This window comes from Niallia sp. FSL M8-0099 (assembly GCF_038006945.1).
GTDB lineage: Bacteria > Bacillota > Bacilli > Bacillales > Cytobacillaceae > Niallia > Niallia circulans.
Window position 1 is genome coordinate 853,307 of the sequence record NZ_JBBOWF010000002.1, and the last position, 15,561, is coordinate 868,867.

Here is a 15,561-nt window from a genome sequence, read left to right on the forward strand (position 1 = left end):
TAGATAACATTTTCCAAATTAAACGGAAAAAGCATAGCTGTAGTTTATAAACAGCTTGAACTAAACTGAATAGTAAAAAGATAGTTGAAAATGTTTTAGCAAAAGGGAGGTGGTCCAGTAAGAGTGCTTTATTCATTCCTATTTTTTAGTTTAGTATTGCTATCATACAGATATTTTTTACAAACAGGCTTTCGTTAAAGCTTCATTCTTTTTTGTAAGCGTTTAAAAAATATTTAGAGGAGTGTTGTTAATGGATAAATTCACTACCTTTTTAGAAAAAATATTATTGCCAATAGCCCGGAAATTAAATACAAATCGTTATCTTGGTGCACTGCGTGACGGATTTATGAGTGCTTTACCTATGATTATATTTGGATCAATCTTTATTGTTTTAGCTAATTTGCCCTTTTTAGATAAAATCCTGAATGAGGGTGCTGTTACCTCTTATAAAAATGCGCTAGGTCCAGCTTCTGCATCTACATTAAGTATTATGGGACTATTCGTAATATGTGGGATTGGCTTTAAATTAACGCAATATTATAAAATGGATGGGCTATATGGCGGTTTCGCATCGATTGCGGCATTCATTATCTTAACTCCACAAGTATTGGAAGGCGTTTCTGGTGTTATTCCTTCTGCAGCATTAGGTGCACAAGGTCTGTTTTTAGGAATTTTCACCGCTTTCTTATCGGTTGAATTATATCGTTTCTTTTTACAAAAAAACTGGACCATAAAAATGCCAGATGGTGTGCCTGAGGCCGTATCGAAATCTTTCAGTTCTTTAATTCCTATTACCTTCACCTTAACAATATTTCTCTTAATTCGTATCCTATTTAGCTACACATCCTTTGAAACGGTACAAAATTTTATTTTCACTGTGATTCAAAAACCTTTAACCTCTCTTGGAAGCGGGCTTGCCGCAACCATTATCGCCGTTTTAATCATTCAGTTATTTTGGTTTTTTGGACTGCATGGCCAAATCATTGTGAATTCCATTATGGACCCAATTTGGATGACTCTTTCTTTAGAAAATCTTGAAGCCTTTAACGCTGGTTTAGAGCGGCCCAATATTGTTAATAATCAGTTCATTGATACGTTCATCGTTGGAATGGGCGGAACTGGAATGACAATGGCCGTTATTCTTGGTATCTTTTTCATTACCAAAAGTAAGCAATTACGACAACTTGGGAAGCTGGGGGGAGGACCATCGATATTTAACGTAAATGAACCCATTATTTTTGGTTTGCCAATTGTTATGAACCCTTTAATTATCATTCCATGGCTTTTATCTCCAGTTGTTGTAACAATCGTTACCTATTTCTCCATGGCAACAGGGCTTGTCCCCGTATCGACAGGGGTACACGTCCCATGGACTACGCCCATATTTATCGGTGGGATGCTTGTTACTAATTCAATAGCAGGTGGAATTCTTCAACTCGTTAATTTAGCAATCGTCGTAGTAATCTGGATTCCGTTCCTTGCCATCTTAGATAAACAATACTTTCGTTCTGAAATTACAATTCCTGCATCCAAAGAGAAGAAAATAGCAAACTAGAAACAGATAGACGGTTTAAGGGGAGTGAAACAGTCTTCTTTTTTAATGAGAATGTGTGAACAAGCTTCAAGATGAAGTAGCACCAATAATTTTAAAAAATAATAAATGCAAAGAGGATAGTATGGCCGCTATCCTCCTAAAAGGTCTTGAAATATATAGTTATCCTACTTAGCAGATACTTCAAAATAAACCCTTTATTTCCAACTTCAGTTAACGGTACTTAGTTCTTGCCTCCATTCAATCATTTCTGCAATGAGCAATTTAATTGTTTCTGTACTCATAAATTGATCTTCTGCATGCATTAATAAAATGGAGAATTCTGTTTTATTACCCGCAGCCTCATTTTTGATTAATTCACCATGAACTTTATGGCCTTCAACCAAAAGGTCCGATCCTTCCTTCATCAATGAAGCTGCACTGGAAAAATCACCGTTTTTCGCTTGAGCTAGTGCTTCTATAAACTTTGTCTTCGCCATCCCAACATTCCCAATGATTTGAAAAGCAATTAGTTCTGTTCCTTCCATTCCAATCCCTCGCCTCTTATAAACTATTTTTCTATCATTTCTAATGCGGTCTTAAGAACTGCCGCTCCGTTTACTCTTCCATAATCAACAAAATCAATGACAGTAACAGGAATACTATTACCGACTACTTTCTCTGTATTGCTTTTTAAATATCCTACCTGTGGTCCCAATAAAACAATATCTGCTTTTTCCCAGTTTTCATGTAATTCTGCATCTGAAACCGCCCAAATATTTACCTCTATGCTTTGCTCTTTTGCTGCCTGCTTCATTTTTTCTACTAAAAAACTCGTAGACATTCCTTGATTACATACTAATAAAATATTTTTCATACAAACCACTCCTCCTATAGAATAGACTGTTTTTATTCCTTATTTATTCTGCATCGCACTTACTCTCTCATCTACTTTTAAAAATGGCAGATACATAAATACTGTTATTATGATGATCAATAATTGTAAGACAGATGCTCTCCAGTCACCTCCTGTAGCTAGGAATCCTGAAATAATCGGTGGTGTAGTCCATGGGGTTTGAACAACCACGTGATTTATTAAACCTAAAGCTGTCGCAAAATAGGCAACTGATAAAGAAAAAATTGGAGCAAGAACAAATGGAATAATTAACATTGGGTTAAATACAATTGGCAGCCCAAATATAATTGGCTCACTAATATTAAAGATAGAAGGTGTTAAGGACATTTTCGAAATATCTCTATAATCCTTACGTCTGCTAAAGATAAAAATGGCAATTAACAATGCAATCGTATTTCCAGAACCCCCCATAACAGCGAAGGTATCTTTAAAGGCCATATTAATTATATGGGGTATCTCTTGATGATTAGCGTATGCTAACATATTATCTTGCATGTTTTGTAATAAAAAGGGATCCAAAAGCGCTCCGGAAATAACTGCCTGATGGATACCGAATCCAAAAAACAAATTAGCGATAGAAGTAATTAATAAGAACCCTGGTAAACTGGTTGTCACATAGCTTAATGGCTTAGTAATAATGGTGGATATTAAAGTATTAAAATCCATATTAAATACTTGATTTAATAAAAAGGATGCAACTGCAAAGATAATAACATTCACCATAATCGGAATTAACACATTAAAAGATTTAATAACTGCCGGTGGTATATTCCCACTGATATTGATTTGCATTTTTTTATTTGAAGATAATTTTATAAATAAATCGGTTGCAAGCAGCCCTACGATAATTCCAACAAACATTCCTGATGCGCTTGTATAACTCACAGGAATCACATTAGAAATAAGAAAGCTTTCGGTTGATCCTTCTGGTGAAAAAGTCGTTGTTAATGGTGTAACTACTATCATTGTAGAAAGAACAACTAAGATCGGAGCTATTACATTTTTATATCCCCTATTTACACATAGATGATAAGAAATGGCAACAGCTACTAAAAGTGTCATGATATTCAGTGTACCGTTAGCAATTGATACCCCAATAGATTGCCAGGTTGTTAAAGTATCAGGATTAACCAAATTCCCCATAAATCCAGCTGGCTCTAATATGACATAATTAATCAGAGTCATAAATCCAGCTAGTATCATAAATGGCATAATCGATGCAAAGGCATCGCGTAGACTTCTTAGATGAATCTGCGCTCCTAATTTTTGTGCAACAAAAGCAAACCGATCTGCAATACCTTGCTTTGTTGAGTTATTCATGATCTATCCACCCTTTATATTTTATTTATCCCAATTTACTCGTTTCGTACTCAAATCCATTGTCCATGCTCATTTTTTTATAAAATTCTCCACTTTTCTTGATTGTTCTTTCTTGTGTCTCTAAATTAAGAGAAACTAGTCCATATCGATTTTTATAAGCATTAATCCATGACCAGCAATCAATAAATGTCCATAAATGATATCCTTTGATATGGCAGCCTGCTTGAATGGCTTTATGGACATAGGCGAGATGATCTTTAATAAACTCAATTCGATAATCATCTATAATTTGTCCATGCTCATTAAGAAATCGTTCTTCATTCGCTACTCCCATACCATTTTCAGATATAAAAGCTTCTATATTGCCGTAATTATCTCTAATGTCTATACATAAATCATAGATACCTTTTTCATAAATTTCCCATCCGCGGTACACATTCATTTTTTTCCCTGGCATATTATGAAGTTCAAAAAACCATTCTGGTAAAAAAGGGCTTTTTTTATTAATTTCTGTCAGGCGTGCCTTAGCTCTTCTTGGTTCATAATAATTCAACCCTAAAATTTGAGAAGTATTTTCCGCAATTACTTTTAAATCGTTTTCTTCATATGATGGCATCTGATTATATTCCTGCAATATTTTTACCAATTTCTTTGGAAATGTTCCTTTAACCATGGGGTCTAAAAAGCTTCTTGTATAAAAGGCATCCGCAATTTCAGCTGCTTCTACATCAAACTCATTTTGGCTTCTCGGATAAGTTGGACTTAAGTTTAATATTACTCCTATCTTAGAAGGCAGTTGCTTTTCCTTAAAAGATTGAATAGCCTTCGCATGTGCCAATATAGTATTAAATGCTGCCTGTGCGCCACGCTTGAAATCTACTAAATTTGGATAATGAAAATCTTCTAAATAACTTCCTAAAATTGGCCCTAACGGCTCATTAAATGTGAACCAATGATAAACCAAATCACCAAACTCTTCAAAACAAGCAGTTGCAAAGTTCACATATGCATTAACCACTTCACGTGATTCCCATCCTCCCTTTTCTTGAAGTACATACGGCATATCAAAATGATAAAGATTAGCAAAAGGTTTGATACCGTTTTCATTCATTTCAGTCAAAAGGTCTCGATAGAAAGAAATTGCCTTTGGATTTCTTTCTCCTACTCCACCATCTGGAAACATCCTTGCCCATGAGATGGAAATGCGGAAAGAATTATGCCCTGTTTCCTTCATTAATTGAATATCTTCCTTGTATCGATTTATATGATCAGTTGTTACTTCAGGTCCAATCCCCTGATAAAAACGTGATGGTTCCGTTTTAAACCAATGTTCCCAAACTGTTTCAGCTTTTCCTGTATTACCTCTACCTTCTGCTTGCTCAGCTGACCAAGCCGTTCCCCACCAAAAATCACTCGGAAACGTTAACATTTCTTTCATAATAAATGCCTCCTTCATTCCTTTACGAACAAACTATATCACTCTTTTTAATATAAGTAAATACCTTTAATAAAAAGTATATATCTTTAGTGATTTATATACTTGTTTTTAACTATATGGTATACTTATTAAATGTAAAACCGTTACAAAATGGAGGATTTAACTTGAGCCAACTACCTAAATATATGGAAATATATACAGATATTAGAGATAAGATAAATAATAATGAATATGAGATAAATGAAAAGTTACCTGATGGGGATACGCTTGCTGATTATTACAAATGCAGTAAACTGACAGTAAAAAAAGCATTAGATATTCTTGTTAAAGAAGGAATGGTTGTTAGACGTAGAGGTTCTGGAACTTATGTGAAAGGGGTTTCTACTAACGGTGAAGCTATTGCATTAGGTCCATCAGAAGGCTTATCTAACATTGTTGGAAAAGAGAACATTTCCTCAAAAATCATTCTTTTTTCGATCGAAAAACCTTCCTTAGAAATTGCCAAAAAACTTGAGATTGATGACGAATACATTTATCGAATTATTCGAACAAGGCATATTAATAATAAACCTTATTCGCTGGAACATACATACATGCCCTTATCTATTATTACTGGATTAGAGCCAAAACATCTAGAAGGATCTATCTATAATTATATTCGCGAGGAATTAAAGCTGAAAACGCATAGCACCCATGTCTGGATTAGAGGAGACAAAGCAAATAGCGAAGATACTTCTTTACTAAAGATTCCAGACAACTCCTTCATGATGGAAATCGAAAAATTAGCCCAGTTAGAAGATGGAAGAATATTCGAATACTCGATCACACGCCATCTGCACGAGAGTTTTGTTTTTGAAACAGTTTTTGTTCATAACTAAGAAGGAATTAAAGAGGAGAGCAACCCGGAAACCTATTTTCCCAAATCAGATGAGAAGAAATATCCCCATCTTTATCCAATTAACTGGAACTGAGGACTATATTCATTAATAAAATAATAAAATAGTTTATATCCATTTTATTAATGAATAAGGGAGAAGAAAAAATGGGAATAGTGAATGGAAAGACATATTTATCACGAATCAGCGGTCTATCTACAGAAATTTGGTTAGATGGGGAAAAAGTCCAGGACCTCTCTAACCATCCTGCCTTTAAAGGGATGCTACATTCAAAAGCTTCTCTTTATGATTTACAATGTCAGCCTAACTTAAAGGAGGAAATGACTTTCTTATCCCCACTATCCGGGGACTCTATAGGTATGTCATACTTACAGCCGAAGACAAAAGAGGATTTGCGAAGAAGAAGAAAGATGATCGAACGGTGGGCTAAGGAAACAGCAGGAATGATGGGACGGAGCCCAGATTATTTGAATACAGTAATCATGAGTTTTGCCACTTCTGCTTCCCTTTTAGAAGGAAAGGAAAATTGTTACCCTAAGCATATCCAATCCTTATACGAAGCGGCAAGAGAAAAGGATCTTAGCTTCACCCATACTTTTATAACACCTCAAGTTAATCGCTCGAGTATGTATCTAGAATATTCCAACGAGCCAATCTCTGCTCAAATAATCGAGAAAAATAATAAGGGACTAATCATTAAAGGGGCGCGGCTCCTAGCCACACAGGGTGGTCTCACCGATGAACTGTTGGTTTTCGGAGCACCCAGATTCGCGAAAGAGGAAGCATTTGCTTTTGCAATACCTTCAGACACTAAAGGAGTAAGGTTTCTATGCAGAGAATCCTATGTGGGAGGAGAATCTACTATTGATTATCCATTAAGCTCGCGATTTGAAGAAATGGATTCTATTGTTGTATTTGATAACGTCCTTGTTCCATGGGAACGTGTTTTTTTCCACGAAGATCTGGAAACTGCAAATATGTTTTTAAGCCAAAGTTCTTTTAATTCATTTGCTTATCATCAAGTTATTACTAGACAAATTGTCAAAACAGAGTTTATTTTAGGCTTAGCGGAAAATATGATAAACACAATTAATGTAGGCGAATATCAACATATCCAAGAAAAAATGGCCGAAATCATTATTGGATTAGAAACGTTGAAAGCACTAATAGAAAAGGCAGAGAACGATGCTCTTCTAAATGACCAAGGATTTATGATTCCAAACAAAACCATCCTGCTAGTTGCTAGTAATATTTTCCCAAAAATTTATCCTCGTTTTTCCGAAATCCTTCAACTAATTGGCGCCAGCGGTTTAGTATCGCTGCCAACAGAGAAAATGTTTCACTCAGAAGTTGGGAAAGATTTAAATCAATATCTCCAAGCAACGTGCAGATCTGCAGATGAACGCAATAAAATCTTTCGATTAGCTTGGGATTTAACAATGAGTTCCTTCGGCACAAGACAGACACAATATGAGCGATATTTTTTTGGCGATCCTGTCCGCCTTTCTGGATTTTTATATAATAACTACCCCAAAAGTGATTATGTGGAGAGAATTAATGAATTTTTGACAGAATGAGTTATCAACGGCTGCCCAAATGGCAAGGACTACATATGGGCAGCCCTTCTACATAAGGTTAATAACTAATGAGCGCCTCTCCCTTTTCCTCCTAAATTCAGCCGTCGCATTTTTTTTGTCAATAAATCCTTCATACATTAGTCATACTTTTAACTCAGGAACAATAAAGGAATATTACAGATGGCAATCGAATATTACATTTTAAAAAAAAAGGAGGAATGGAATCATGCAAAAGGTTGTGGAGGGAATAAATTATTGGATAAAAAGATTACCAGAAGAATTCAAATCTATGTCTGAAAATAGTTCTTCTCATCGTCCCATGCCAAACAAATGGTCAAAAAAAGAAATTTTAGGGCATCTTTGTGATTCAGCGATAAATAATATAGAAAGGTTTATCAAAATTCAATATGAAGAACCAGTGTATGCTATCCAATCATATGACCAAGATCATTGGGTAAAGATGCAAAATTATCAGGATAGACCACTTGATGACATAATAGATCTGTATCAAGCACTCCATAAACAAATGGTTCATATTGTGAAAAATGTTCCGCACGAAAAGCTTTCCTATCTTTGCGACATAGGAAATAATCAGCATAAAACACTAGAGTGGCTGATACAAGATTATCTTGAGCATATGGAACACCATATTCACTCTCAAATCTTAATCGAAAAATCTTATTAAAAGAAAAGACACACATCAAAATCTACATGCTATATTTATAACCCCGTTCTCCTTTTAGAACGGGGTTATAAATAGGAAGTCAATCTAAAAAAGTCATATTGTCATTTTATCAATAGAAATTTTTTACAAAGAATAATAATTACTTAAAGAAATAGGCTCTCCATTTTCATGAGAATCATTTGCAGCAAGGGTAGCAGCTAATGTTTGAACACCATTTTCATAGGATGACAGGATTAATTCTGGCTGATTGGCAGCAATCGCTTCCATGAAAGCTCGATCCTGGGCCTCATAATAATTCAACTTTGGTCGATACGTAGTAGTTGAAAATTCATCTGTAATCGTTATATTGGAACCGTTAAAAGCAATACGGAAATTCTTCCCTAAAATTTCTAGACCCATCCGGTGATCTGGTTGTATAAAAGAGCAGCCTAATTGGCCGATTGCCCCGTTCCTTAAAGTGAAATTGACCGAAGTGACATCTGGTATATCAATATGAGGAATATCCTTTGAAACCAATAGATTCATATTTGCATAGATTTTATCTATATCTCCTGCTAAATAGCGAATTAAATCCAAAATATGTGTGGCTTGTTCTACTAATTGTCCACCTGATTTCGATTGTTCCCGATACCATGGAGTTGGAACAAATTTTGTTAAATAATAGCTGTTAACCATCGCAATTTGTTTGCCTTGTAGATACTCTTTTGCTTTTGCCACTGTATCTAAGTACCGTAAACAGTATCCTGTAGCACAAATAATCCCAGAAGCTTTAATAACCGCAGATTTTCTCTTTACATTATCCAGATTTAATCCAACAGGTTTTTCTACCATAATATGAATGCCCTTTTTAGCAGCCTTTTCCTCGATATCCCCATGGGCAAATGGAGGGACACATATAAAAAGTGCATCCAATGCGGTCTCTTCCAGCATCTTGTCTACATCTGTATATGCTGGAATATGATATTTCTTCCCTACATCTGTTGCTTGGTCTTCGGATATATCACATACCGCTGCCATTTGTGCCTGTTCAATCAAAGCAATATTCTTCAAATGTACGGATCCAATCCCCCCGACACCTATAAAGCCTACACGAACTTTTCTCATAGCGGACACTCCTCTAAGGGCTAACCTTTTTCAGATTTAACACGACATCCAGATGCTTGGATGTGTCTTGGGCAAGATACTCTGGCCCAAATGCATAGGCTGGTATTTCAGCGGTTACTGTATCCTTATAGCCTATGTTCTTTAATGCTTGGTACACTTTTTCCCAATTTACATCCCCTGCTAATAATGGAACAAAGCCAGTAATATTCCCAACGTTCAGTTTAAAATCCTTAACATGAACTTTTCGGATTCGCTCCCCTAATATGGCAATCCATTGTTCTGGATAGCCATATTGTAATGTATTGCCGACATCATAATAAGCACCAATATAATCGGAGCAGAACTCATCAATATACCTTGCCATTTCTAAAGGAGAAAGTAGAAATTTATTCCATACATTTTCGATTCCCACATGAATATTGTGTTTTTCAGCTAATGGCAGAACTTTTCTTAACTCATCTTGACTGCGCCTATAACAATCAAGGTAAGACGTTTCTTCATTAACTACCCCTGGGACAACTAAAACAGTGTCTGCCCCAATATATCCGGCTAACTCTATTTGTTTTTCTACCACTTTTCTCCCTTGTTCCCGCACCTTCTCATCTCGATGGGAAAGAGGGAACTTCCATAATAGATTCGTAGAAATACTGCTTAAACGTAAACGATAATGCTCAGCCATTTCTCGAATTTGTTTTGCTTCTTCCCTTGACGTATTCATTGTAAGCCCAATGCCATCTATACTTACATTGAGCTCTACTGCATCAAAGCCAGCATCATGACTGTACTTAAATACCATCTCTAATGGTGTATCATCGGGATAGCACCACTGATTAATCCCCTTTAGCATCTTTATTCCTCCCTAAATAGCATCCCTTCATACAGCTATATCTATTGATTAATTGATTCCATTCTTTTCTATCAAAACAGGCCTTTTGCTTTTCGCAGATTCATAGCCTGCAAGAGCAACCACCATTGCTTTCAGGCCATCTTCCCCTGTTATAGTGGGTGCAATTCCCTTTTTCACATTTGCAACAAAGTCTTCTACAAGATCTTGGTTCATATCATCTCCCCAATAATCCCATTTTGCTCCCTCTGCACTATACACCTCACTTTTCTGCGCAAAGGCATCTACTGACAATGTTCCCTTCGTCCCGATTATTTCTAATGTAACGTCTCCCCATGTTGGGAATGTCTTATTTCTTGACCAGCTACAATCAATAGAAGCAAACACATTGTTTTCAAATTCCATTGTGACGATTCCGCAATCATCTATCTCATAATCAGAAAAGAGATTATCTACTTCCGCATAGACTTCTTTCACATCTGAATTCATATACCATCGTATAATATCCACAAGGTGAACCGTATGATCCATTACAGCACCGCCGCCTGATTTTTCTTTGTCTACGAACCAGCCGCCTGGGTTAGTACCGCGATTCGTTCCTTTTATAGCAATAATACTGCCAAGTTCCCCTGTCTCGATTATATGTTTCGCTTTTGCTATTGGTGTACTAAAGCGTACAGGGAAAGCAATTTGCAGGAATACATTATTTTCTTTGCAAACTTCAATCATTTGCAATGCGTCCTTCCTATTTGTCGCAATCGGCTTTTCACATAAAACATGTTTCCCCTTCTTTGCTGCAGCAAGCACATGTTCATGATGCTTATAATTTTCGGAAGTAATGATGACAGCATCTATAGCTTGGTCTAATAGATCTTCATAGTTTGAGTAGTAATTGGTACTGTATTTCTTTGCTGCTTCTGTACCACGGATTTCCTGGTCATCTGCGATTCCTGCTAACTCTACTCCATCGATTTTCTTTAATGCCTCTGCATAGGCGTACGCATGGCCATGAGCAAAACTAATAATTCCTACTCTCATCGTCTTACCTCCATTTCTTGTTTACGCAATTCTACTACTTTTCCTTCCTTTAGTGACTCGATAGCAGCTAACGCAATTTCCATTGCTTTATACGCATCTAAGGGAGTCACAATCGATTCCTCCTTATTCTTGATGCATGAAATAAAATGTTTTAATTCTGTTATATATGGATTTTCTTTTAATGGACTTTCCGGCACGGCGACCCCAGCTGAACCTGTATTATTGTGATTAATACCTTTTACAAGCGGAGTTGATTTCGAGCTATCATAGTGAATAATTCCTTCTTTTCCAGCTATTTCAAATTTTGTTGCAAAATTTTGGTGAGCCCAAGTTCCTTCCAAATGAGCAATTACTCCGCTTTCAAAGCGCAGTGTCACTAATGCATAGTCTAATTTTGCCATCGCTCTTCCTTGGGCACTTTTGGCATAGACTCGCTCTACCTCACCGAAGCACCAGCGTAAATAATCAAAATCATGAATCATTAAGTCTAGCACTAATCCACCACTGCTGTTATAGTCTGCATACCAATCTCTAGAAGCAGATGGAAAGCCTCCGCCTCTTTTCGTATTTACAACACCTGGCTTGCCAATTTTCCCTTCTTCTATCATTCGCTTTGCGCGCTGGTATTCCGGAAAAAACCGCACGACATGACCTACAAAAAGCTTCACGCCCTTTTCCTTGCAATAGTCGATCATTTCTTTGGCGTCCCTTAAATTGCGAGCCAATGGTTTCTCACAAACAACTTGGAAACAATCATCTGCTGCTTTTATGACATATTCCTTATGAGATGGAGTAGGAACACAAACAGACACAACATCAACAGCACCAAGGCTTTCGATCGCTTCCTCATAGCTTGCAAATGCCTGAACTCCTATTTTTCTTGCCAATTCTTCCGCTTTTTCCAGGTTTTTGTCCACAATTCCAGCTAATTGAACATCATCCATGGTTGAATAAGCGAAGGAATGAGTACTCCCCATTGTTCCGGCGCCAATAACTAATGCTTTTAACATATACACACACTCCCTATTCTATTTATCAATTCTTTCTCCTTCTAACTAGCTATCTTCTAACTCCTCCAAGTGCAATCCCTGCCAGTAAATGCTTTTGCAGAAAAATAAACATGAACAACATGGGAATCGTGGACAAGACAGCACCAGCCATTAACAGCGGATAGTCTGTAGAATATTGTCCTGAGAAGGTGGAAATCCCAACAGACAATACTCTCATTGACTCAGAGTTTGTCATAACAAGCGGCCATAAGAAATCATTCCATGCTGCGAGAATCGTAAAGATTCCTAAAGCAGTAAGGGCGGGTGTCGAATTTGGTAAAATAATTCTCCAATAGATTCCAAAGTACGAACAGCCATCAATTTTAGCTGCTTCATCCAACTCTTTTGGAATGCCCATAAAGAATTGGCGCAGCAAAAAGGTACCGTAGGCACTGAAAATGCCTGGAACAATCAAAGCGGAGAATGTATCAATCCAGCCCAGCTGTGTTAATGTTGCATAATTTGGTATTAAAATTACTTGAGCAGGTACCATAAGCACGGATAGCATTAAAATAAAGAGAACATTTTTCCCAGGAAAATTTAAACGTGCAAAAGCAAATGCAGCTAAAGAACATAAAATAAGTTGACCAATCGTTCTACCTAAAGTGAGAATAATCGTATTCAGATAATATTTTAAAAAATCCACAGCTTCAAAGACGTTCCCGTAATTCTCGAAATGCCATTCCTTAGGGATAATCGTCGGCGGAACTTGCATGGATTCTCCAAAAGATTTCAGAGAGGTAGAAATCATCCAGAGAAATGGCACAATCATGATAAAAGCTCCGATAATGAGCAGTAAATGTCTAGAAACCCGCTTCAAGCAAATCCCCCCTTATTATGAATCGTAATAAACCCATTTCTTTTGGAAAATAAATTGAATAATGGTCATCAATAGAATGGCAAGAAACAAGATAAATGCTTGGGCAGAAGCAATCCCCATTTCACCATACTTAAAGCCTGATTCGTAAACGCCATACACAATCGTACGCAGTGGTTCTAGTAGCGCTGTACTATTACCAATCATGACAAATAATAAGTCGAATACTTGTAAGGAACTAATCATTCCTGTTATAAAAACAAAGAAAATAGTAGGTGTTAATAGTGGTAAGGTAATGCTAAAAAACTTCCGAGCCCTTGAAGCACCATCAATGTCGGCCGCTTCATAATACGTTTTTTCTATTCCTTGAAGTCCCGCTAAGATTAAAATGATATTATTGCCGACACTCATCCATATGTAGACGATAATAACGGATATTAAGGAAATCTTCGGGTCAAATAACCACGATGGCTGCGGAAGATGAAAGATACCTAGAATGTAGTTAATTAAGCCATAATCGGTGTTATATAGCCATTTCCATACCATCCCAACGGCGACCGGCATCGTAACTACCGGCAAGAAATACAAGGTACGATAAAAGACAATACCTTTTATTTTTTGATTCAGCATGACTGCTATAAAAATCGCTATAATGACAGTAAATGGAACGGAAATAAAGGTAAATACTGCTGTATTAATGATCGAACGAAGAAAGGAAGAATCAGTAAATAATTGGATCAAATTTCCCAATCCTACATATTCCGGCGTGGAAATACCATTCCATTTTGTAAAGGACAAAGCAAATGAGGCAAGTGCAGGAAAAATATAAAACATAAACAGCCCTAACATGGTGGGAGCAATAAATAAATAGGCAGCAATGGCTTCACGATTAAATTTCTTTCTCTTTCTTGCCACAGTCTCTGGGCTCTTCTTATTCACTACCATCGTTTCCAATCGTAACTCTCCCTTCTTTCTTGAATTTCCCCCCTTCCCTTTCCATTAGGAATCAATGAAAAGGGAAATTACATTTAAAACCAGCTTAATCCTTCTGTTCTTCTTCCAAAATCGCATTCATTTCAGCAGCAATTTTATCTAAAGCCTCATCAATCGATTTTTGTCCTAAGAAGGCACCTTGGATTTCCATTGTTTCAATATTTTGCCATTCTGATGTTTTTTCGGAAACTGGATATGGGACTGCTTTTTCAAGCGCATCTAAGAATATTTGTAAATCAACATTCGGCAGAGAATCTAACCAAACCTTACTAATTTCCATATGGGCTGGTGTAGCAAATCCTGTCTCAGCCATCACCGTTGTTCCTTCTTTATTAGATAAGCTTTTAATTAGTTCCCAAGCCAAATCTTCATTTTTTGTTTTGCTATTCATTGCCCATCCAATACCATGGACAATGGATGTATCTACTTTTCCTTTCGGCAGGGGCGCTACCCCTAAATCCTCTCCAAGAACCTCTTCATACTCAGCTGCATGAACAGAAATTTCTGGAGTCATAGCCACCTTCTGAGACATGAACCACTGATCTGCATCTGTTTCGATTTGTGCCTGCACGGTCGGAGAAATCTTCTTTTCAATTAATCTATTCAAAAATGCAAATGCTTCTTTTGCTTCTGGTGTGTCAAATCCAGACTTTGTTTTGTCTTCACTGATGACATAACCACCTGCTTGATGCATTAAGTTATAGTAGCCTGATTGATTTCGCACAACTTGATTTAAATAGCCATAGACTCCTTCGTCCGGTTTTGTAAGCTTTGCACCAACTGTCTCTATGTCTTCCCAAGTCCAAGTTTCATCAGGGTAATCTACGCCTGCTTCATCAAACAATTTTTTGTTGTAAAATAGGCCAATAGAATCTACAAAATATGGAGCAGCATATAGTTTATCTTCATAGGAATAAAGATCCACAACGGCTGGATAATAATTTTCCTTGGCGAACTCTTCGTCTCCTTGAAGAAATGGTTCTAAATCTTTAATCAAATCAGAAGTTACATATTGATAAAAGTTGGGGCCATTCATCCAAAAAATATCTGGACCACTACCACCTCCCAGACTTGTTCGCAACTTTGTCCAGTACTCCGCAAACGGAGTATAAGTAACTTTTACATTCACATCAGGATGTTCTTTTTTGAACGACTCAATCGATGCATCAACAGCAGCACTAACATTTTCATCCCATAATGCAACTTCTATCGTTTTCTTTCCATCACCCGATGACTTCCCGCCACATGCCACAAGCATGATGGAGATCAACACAAAGATACAAAGGCTTAATAACTTTTTCATAATACCCCTCCATTTTCCCTCTAATAATGACTGAATATTCTTTTAATACC

General features: G+C 36.8%; 15 protein-coding genes. 4 read left to right on the plus strand and 11 right to left on the minus strand.

Going from position 1 to position 15,561, the window contains the following annotated elements:
- Positions 1–250 precede the first annotated feature (250 nt).
- Positions 251–1,555, plus strand: coding sequence for a PTS cellobiose transporter subunit IIC (celB, locus tag NSQ92_RS18890; RefSeq protein ID WP_341153079.1), 1,305 nt, complete (start codon positions 251–253; stop codon positions 1,553–1,555).
- A 206-nt stretch (positions 1,556–1,761) separates the two neighbouring features.
- Here celB and NSQ92_RS18895 read toward each other — a convergent pair whose 3' ends face one another.
- From NSQ92_RS18895 to NSQ92_RS18910, 4 genes are read right to left on the minus strand one after another with little or no spacing between them, the layout of a single operon-like run.
- Complete coding sequence (locus tag NSQ92_RS18895; RefSeq protein WP_047944462.1) at positions 1,762–2,079, minus strand: PTS lactose/cellobiose transporter subunit IIA; 318 nt, start codon at positions 2,077–2,079, stop codon at positions 1,762–1,764.
- Between the two features lie 23 nt (positions 2,080–2,102).
- Complete coding sequence (locus tag NSQ92_RS18900) at positions 2,103–2,408, minus strand: PTS sugar transporter subunit IIB (protein ID WP_047944463.1); 306 nt, start codon at positions 2,406–2,408, stop codon at positions 2,103–2,105.
- Positions 2,409–2,447: 39 nt separating this feature from the next.
- Positions 2,448–3,767, minus strand: a complete 1,320-nt coding sequence (locus NSQ92_RS18905; protein WP_047944464.1) for a PTS sugar transporter subunit IIC — start codon at positions 3,765–3,767, stop codon at positions 2,448–2,450.
- Between the two features lie 25 nt (positions 3,768–3,792).
- Positions 3,793–5,205: a glycoside hydrolase family 1 protein gene (locus NSQ92_RS18910; RefSeq protein ID WP_095259281.1), complete on the minus strand. Its 1,413-nt coding sequence runs from the start codon at positions 5,203–5,205 to the stop codon at positions 3,793–3,795.
- A 164-nt stretch (positions 5,206–5,369) separates the two neighbouring features.
- On the opposite strand from NSQ92_RS18910, the gene NSQ92_RS18915 reads away from it, so the two are divergent.
- From NSQ92_RS18915 to NSQ92_RS18925, 3 genes are all read left to right on the plus strand, one after another.
- Positions 5,370–6,083, plus strand: coding sequence for a GntR family transcriptional regulator (locus NSQ92_RS18915; RefSeq protein ID WP_047944466.1), 714 nt, complete (start codon positions 5,370–5,372; stop codon positions 6,081–6,083).
- Between the two features lie 164 nt (positions 6,084–6,247).
- Positions 6,248–7,678 carry a 4-hydroxyphenylacetate 3-monooxygenase, oxygenase component gene (gene hpaB, locus NSQ92_RS18920; protein WP_341153080.1) on the plus strand — a complete coding sequence of 477 codons (1,431 nt, stop codon included), beginning with the start codon at positions 6,248–6,250 and terminating at the stop codon, positions 7,676–7,678.
- A gap of 226 nt (positions 7,679–7,904) precedes the next feature.
- Positions 7,905–8,363: a DinB family protein gene (locus tag NSQ92_RS18925; RefSeq protein WP_047944468.1), complete on the plus strand. Its 459-nt coding sequence runs from the start codon at positions 7,905–7,907 to the stop codon at positions 8,361–8,363.
- Positions 8,364–8,486: 123 nt separating this feature from the next.
- Here NSQ92_RS18925 and NSQ92_RS18930 read toward each other — a convergent pair whose 3' ends face one another.
- The 7 genes from NSQ92_RS18930 to NSQ92_RS18960 form a co-directional block, all read right to left on the minus strand.
- Entirely contained in the window at positions 8,487–9,467 is a 981-nt protein-coding gene (locus NSQ92_RS18930; protein WP_341153081.1) for a Gfo/Idh/MocA family protein, read from the minus strand.
- A 13-nt stretch (positions 9,468–9,480) separates the two neighbouring features.
- Entirely contained in the window at positions 9,481–10,314 is an 834-nt protein-coding gene (locus NSQ92_RS18935) for a sugar phosphate isomerase/epimerase family protein (RefSeq protein ID WP_047944470.1), read from the minus strand.
- A gap of 48 nt (positions 10,315–10,362) precedes the next feature.
- Positions 10,363–11,349, minus strand: a complete 987-nt coding sequence (locus NSQ92_RS18940; RefSeq protein WP_341153082.1) for a Gfo/Idh/MocA family protein — start codon at positions 11,347–11,349, stop codon at positions 10,363–10,365.
- On the minus strand, positions 11,346–12,359 hold the full coding sequence (locus NSQ92_RS18945; RefSeq protein ID WP_095322511.1) for a Gfo/Idh/MocA family protein: 1,014 nt from the start codon (positions 12,357–12,359) through the stop codon (positions 11,346–11,348). Before NSQ92_RS18945 ends, NSQ92_RS18940 begins: the two co-directional genes overlap by 4 nt.
- A gap of 49 nt (positions 12,360–12,408) precedes the next feature.
- Positions 12,409–13,170 carry a carbohydrate ABC transporter permease gene (locus NSQ92_RS18950; RefSeq protein ID WP_341153300.1) on the minus strand — a complete coding sequence of 254 codons (762 nt, stop codon included), beginning with the start codon at positions 13,168–13,170 and terminating at the stop codon, positions 12,409–12,411.
- A 63-nt stretch (positions 13,171–13,233) separates the two neighbouring features.
- On the minus strand, positions 13,234–14,160 hold the full coding sequence (locus NSQ92_RS18955) for a carbohydrate ABC transporter permease (protein ID WP_047944486.1): 927 nt from the start codon (positions 14,158–14,160) through the stop codon (positions 13,234–13,236).
- 94 nt (positions 14,161–14,254) lie between these two features.
- A complete protein-coding gene (locus NSQ92_RS18960; RefSeq protein WP_336045134.1) occupies positions 14,255–15,511 on the minus strand; it encodes an ABC transporter substrate-binding protein in 1,257 nt (418 codons plus the stop codon).
- Between the last annotated feature and the right edge of the window lie 50 nt (positions 15,512–15,561).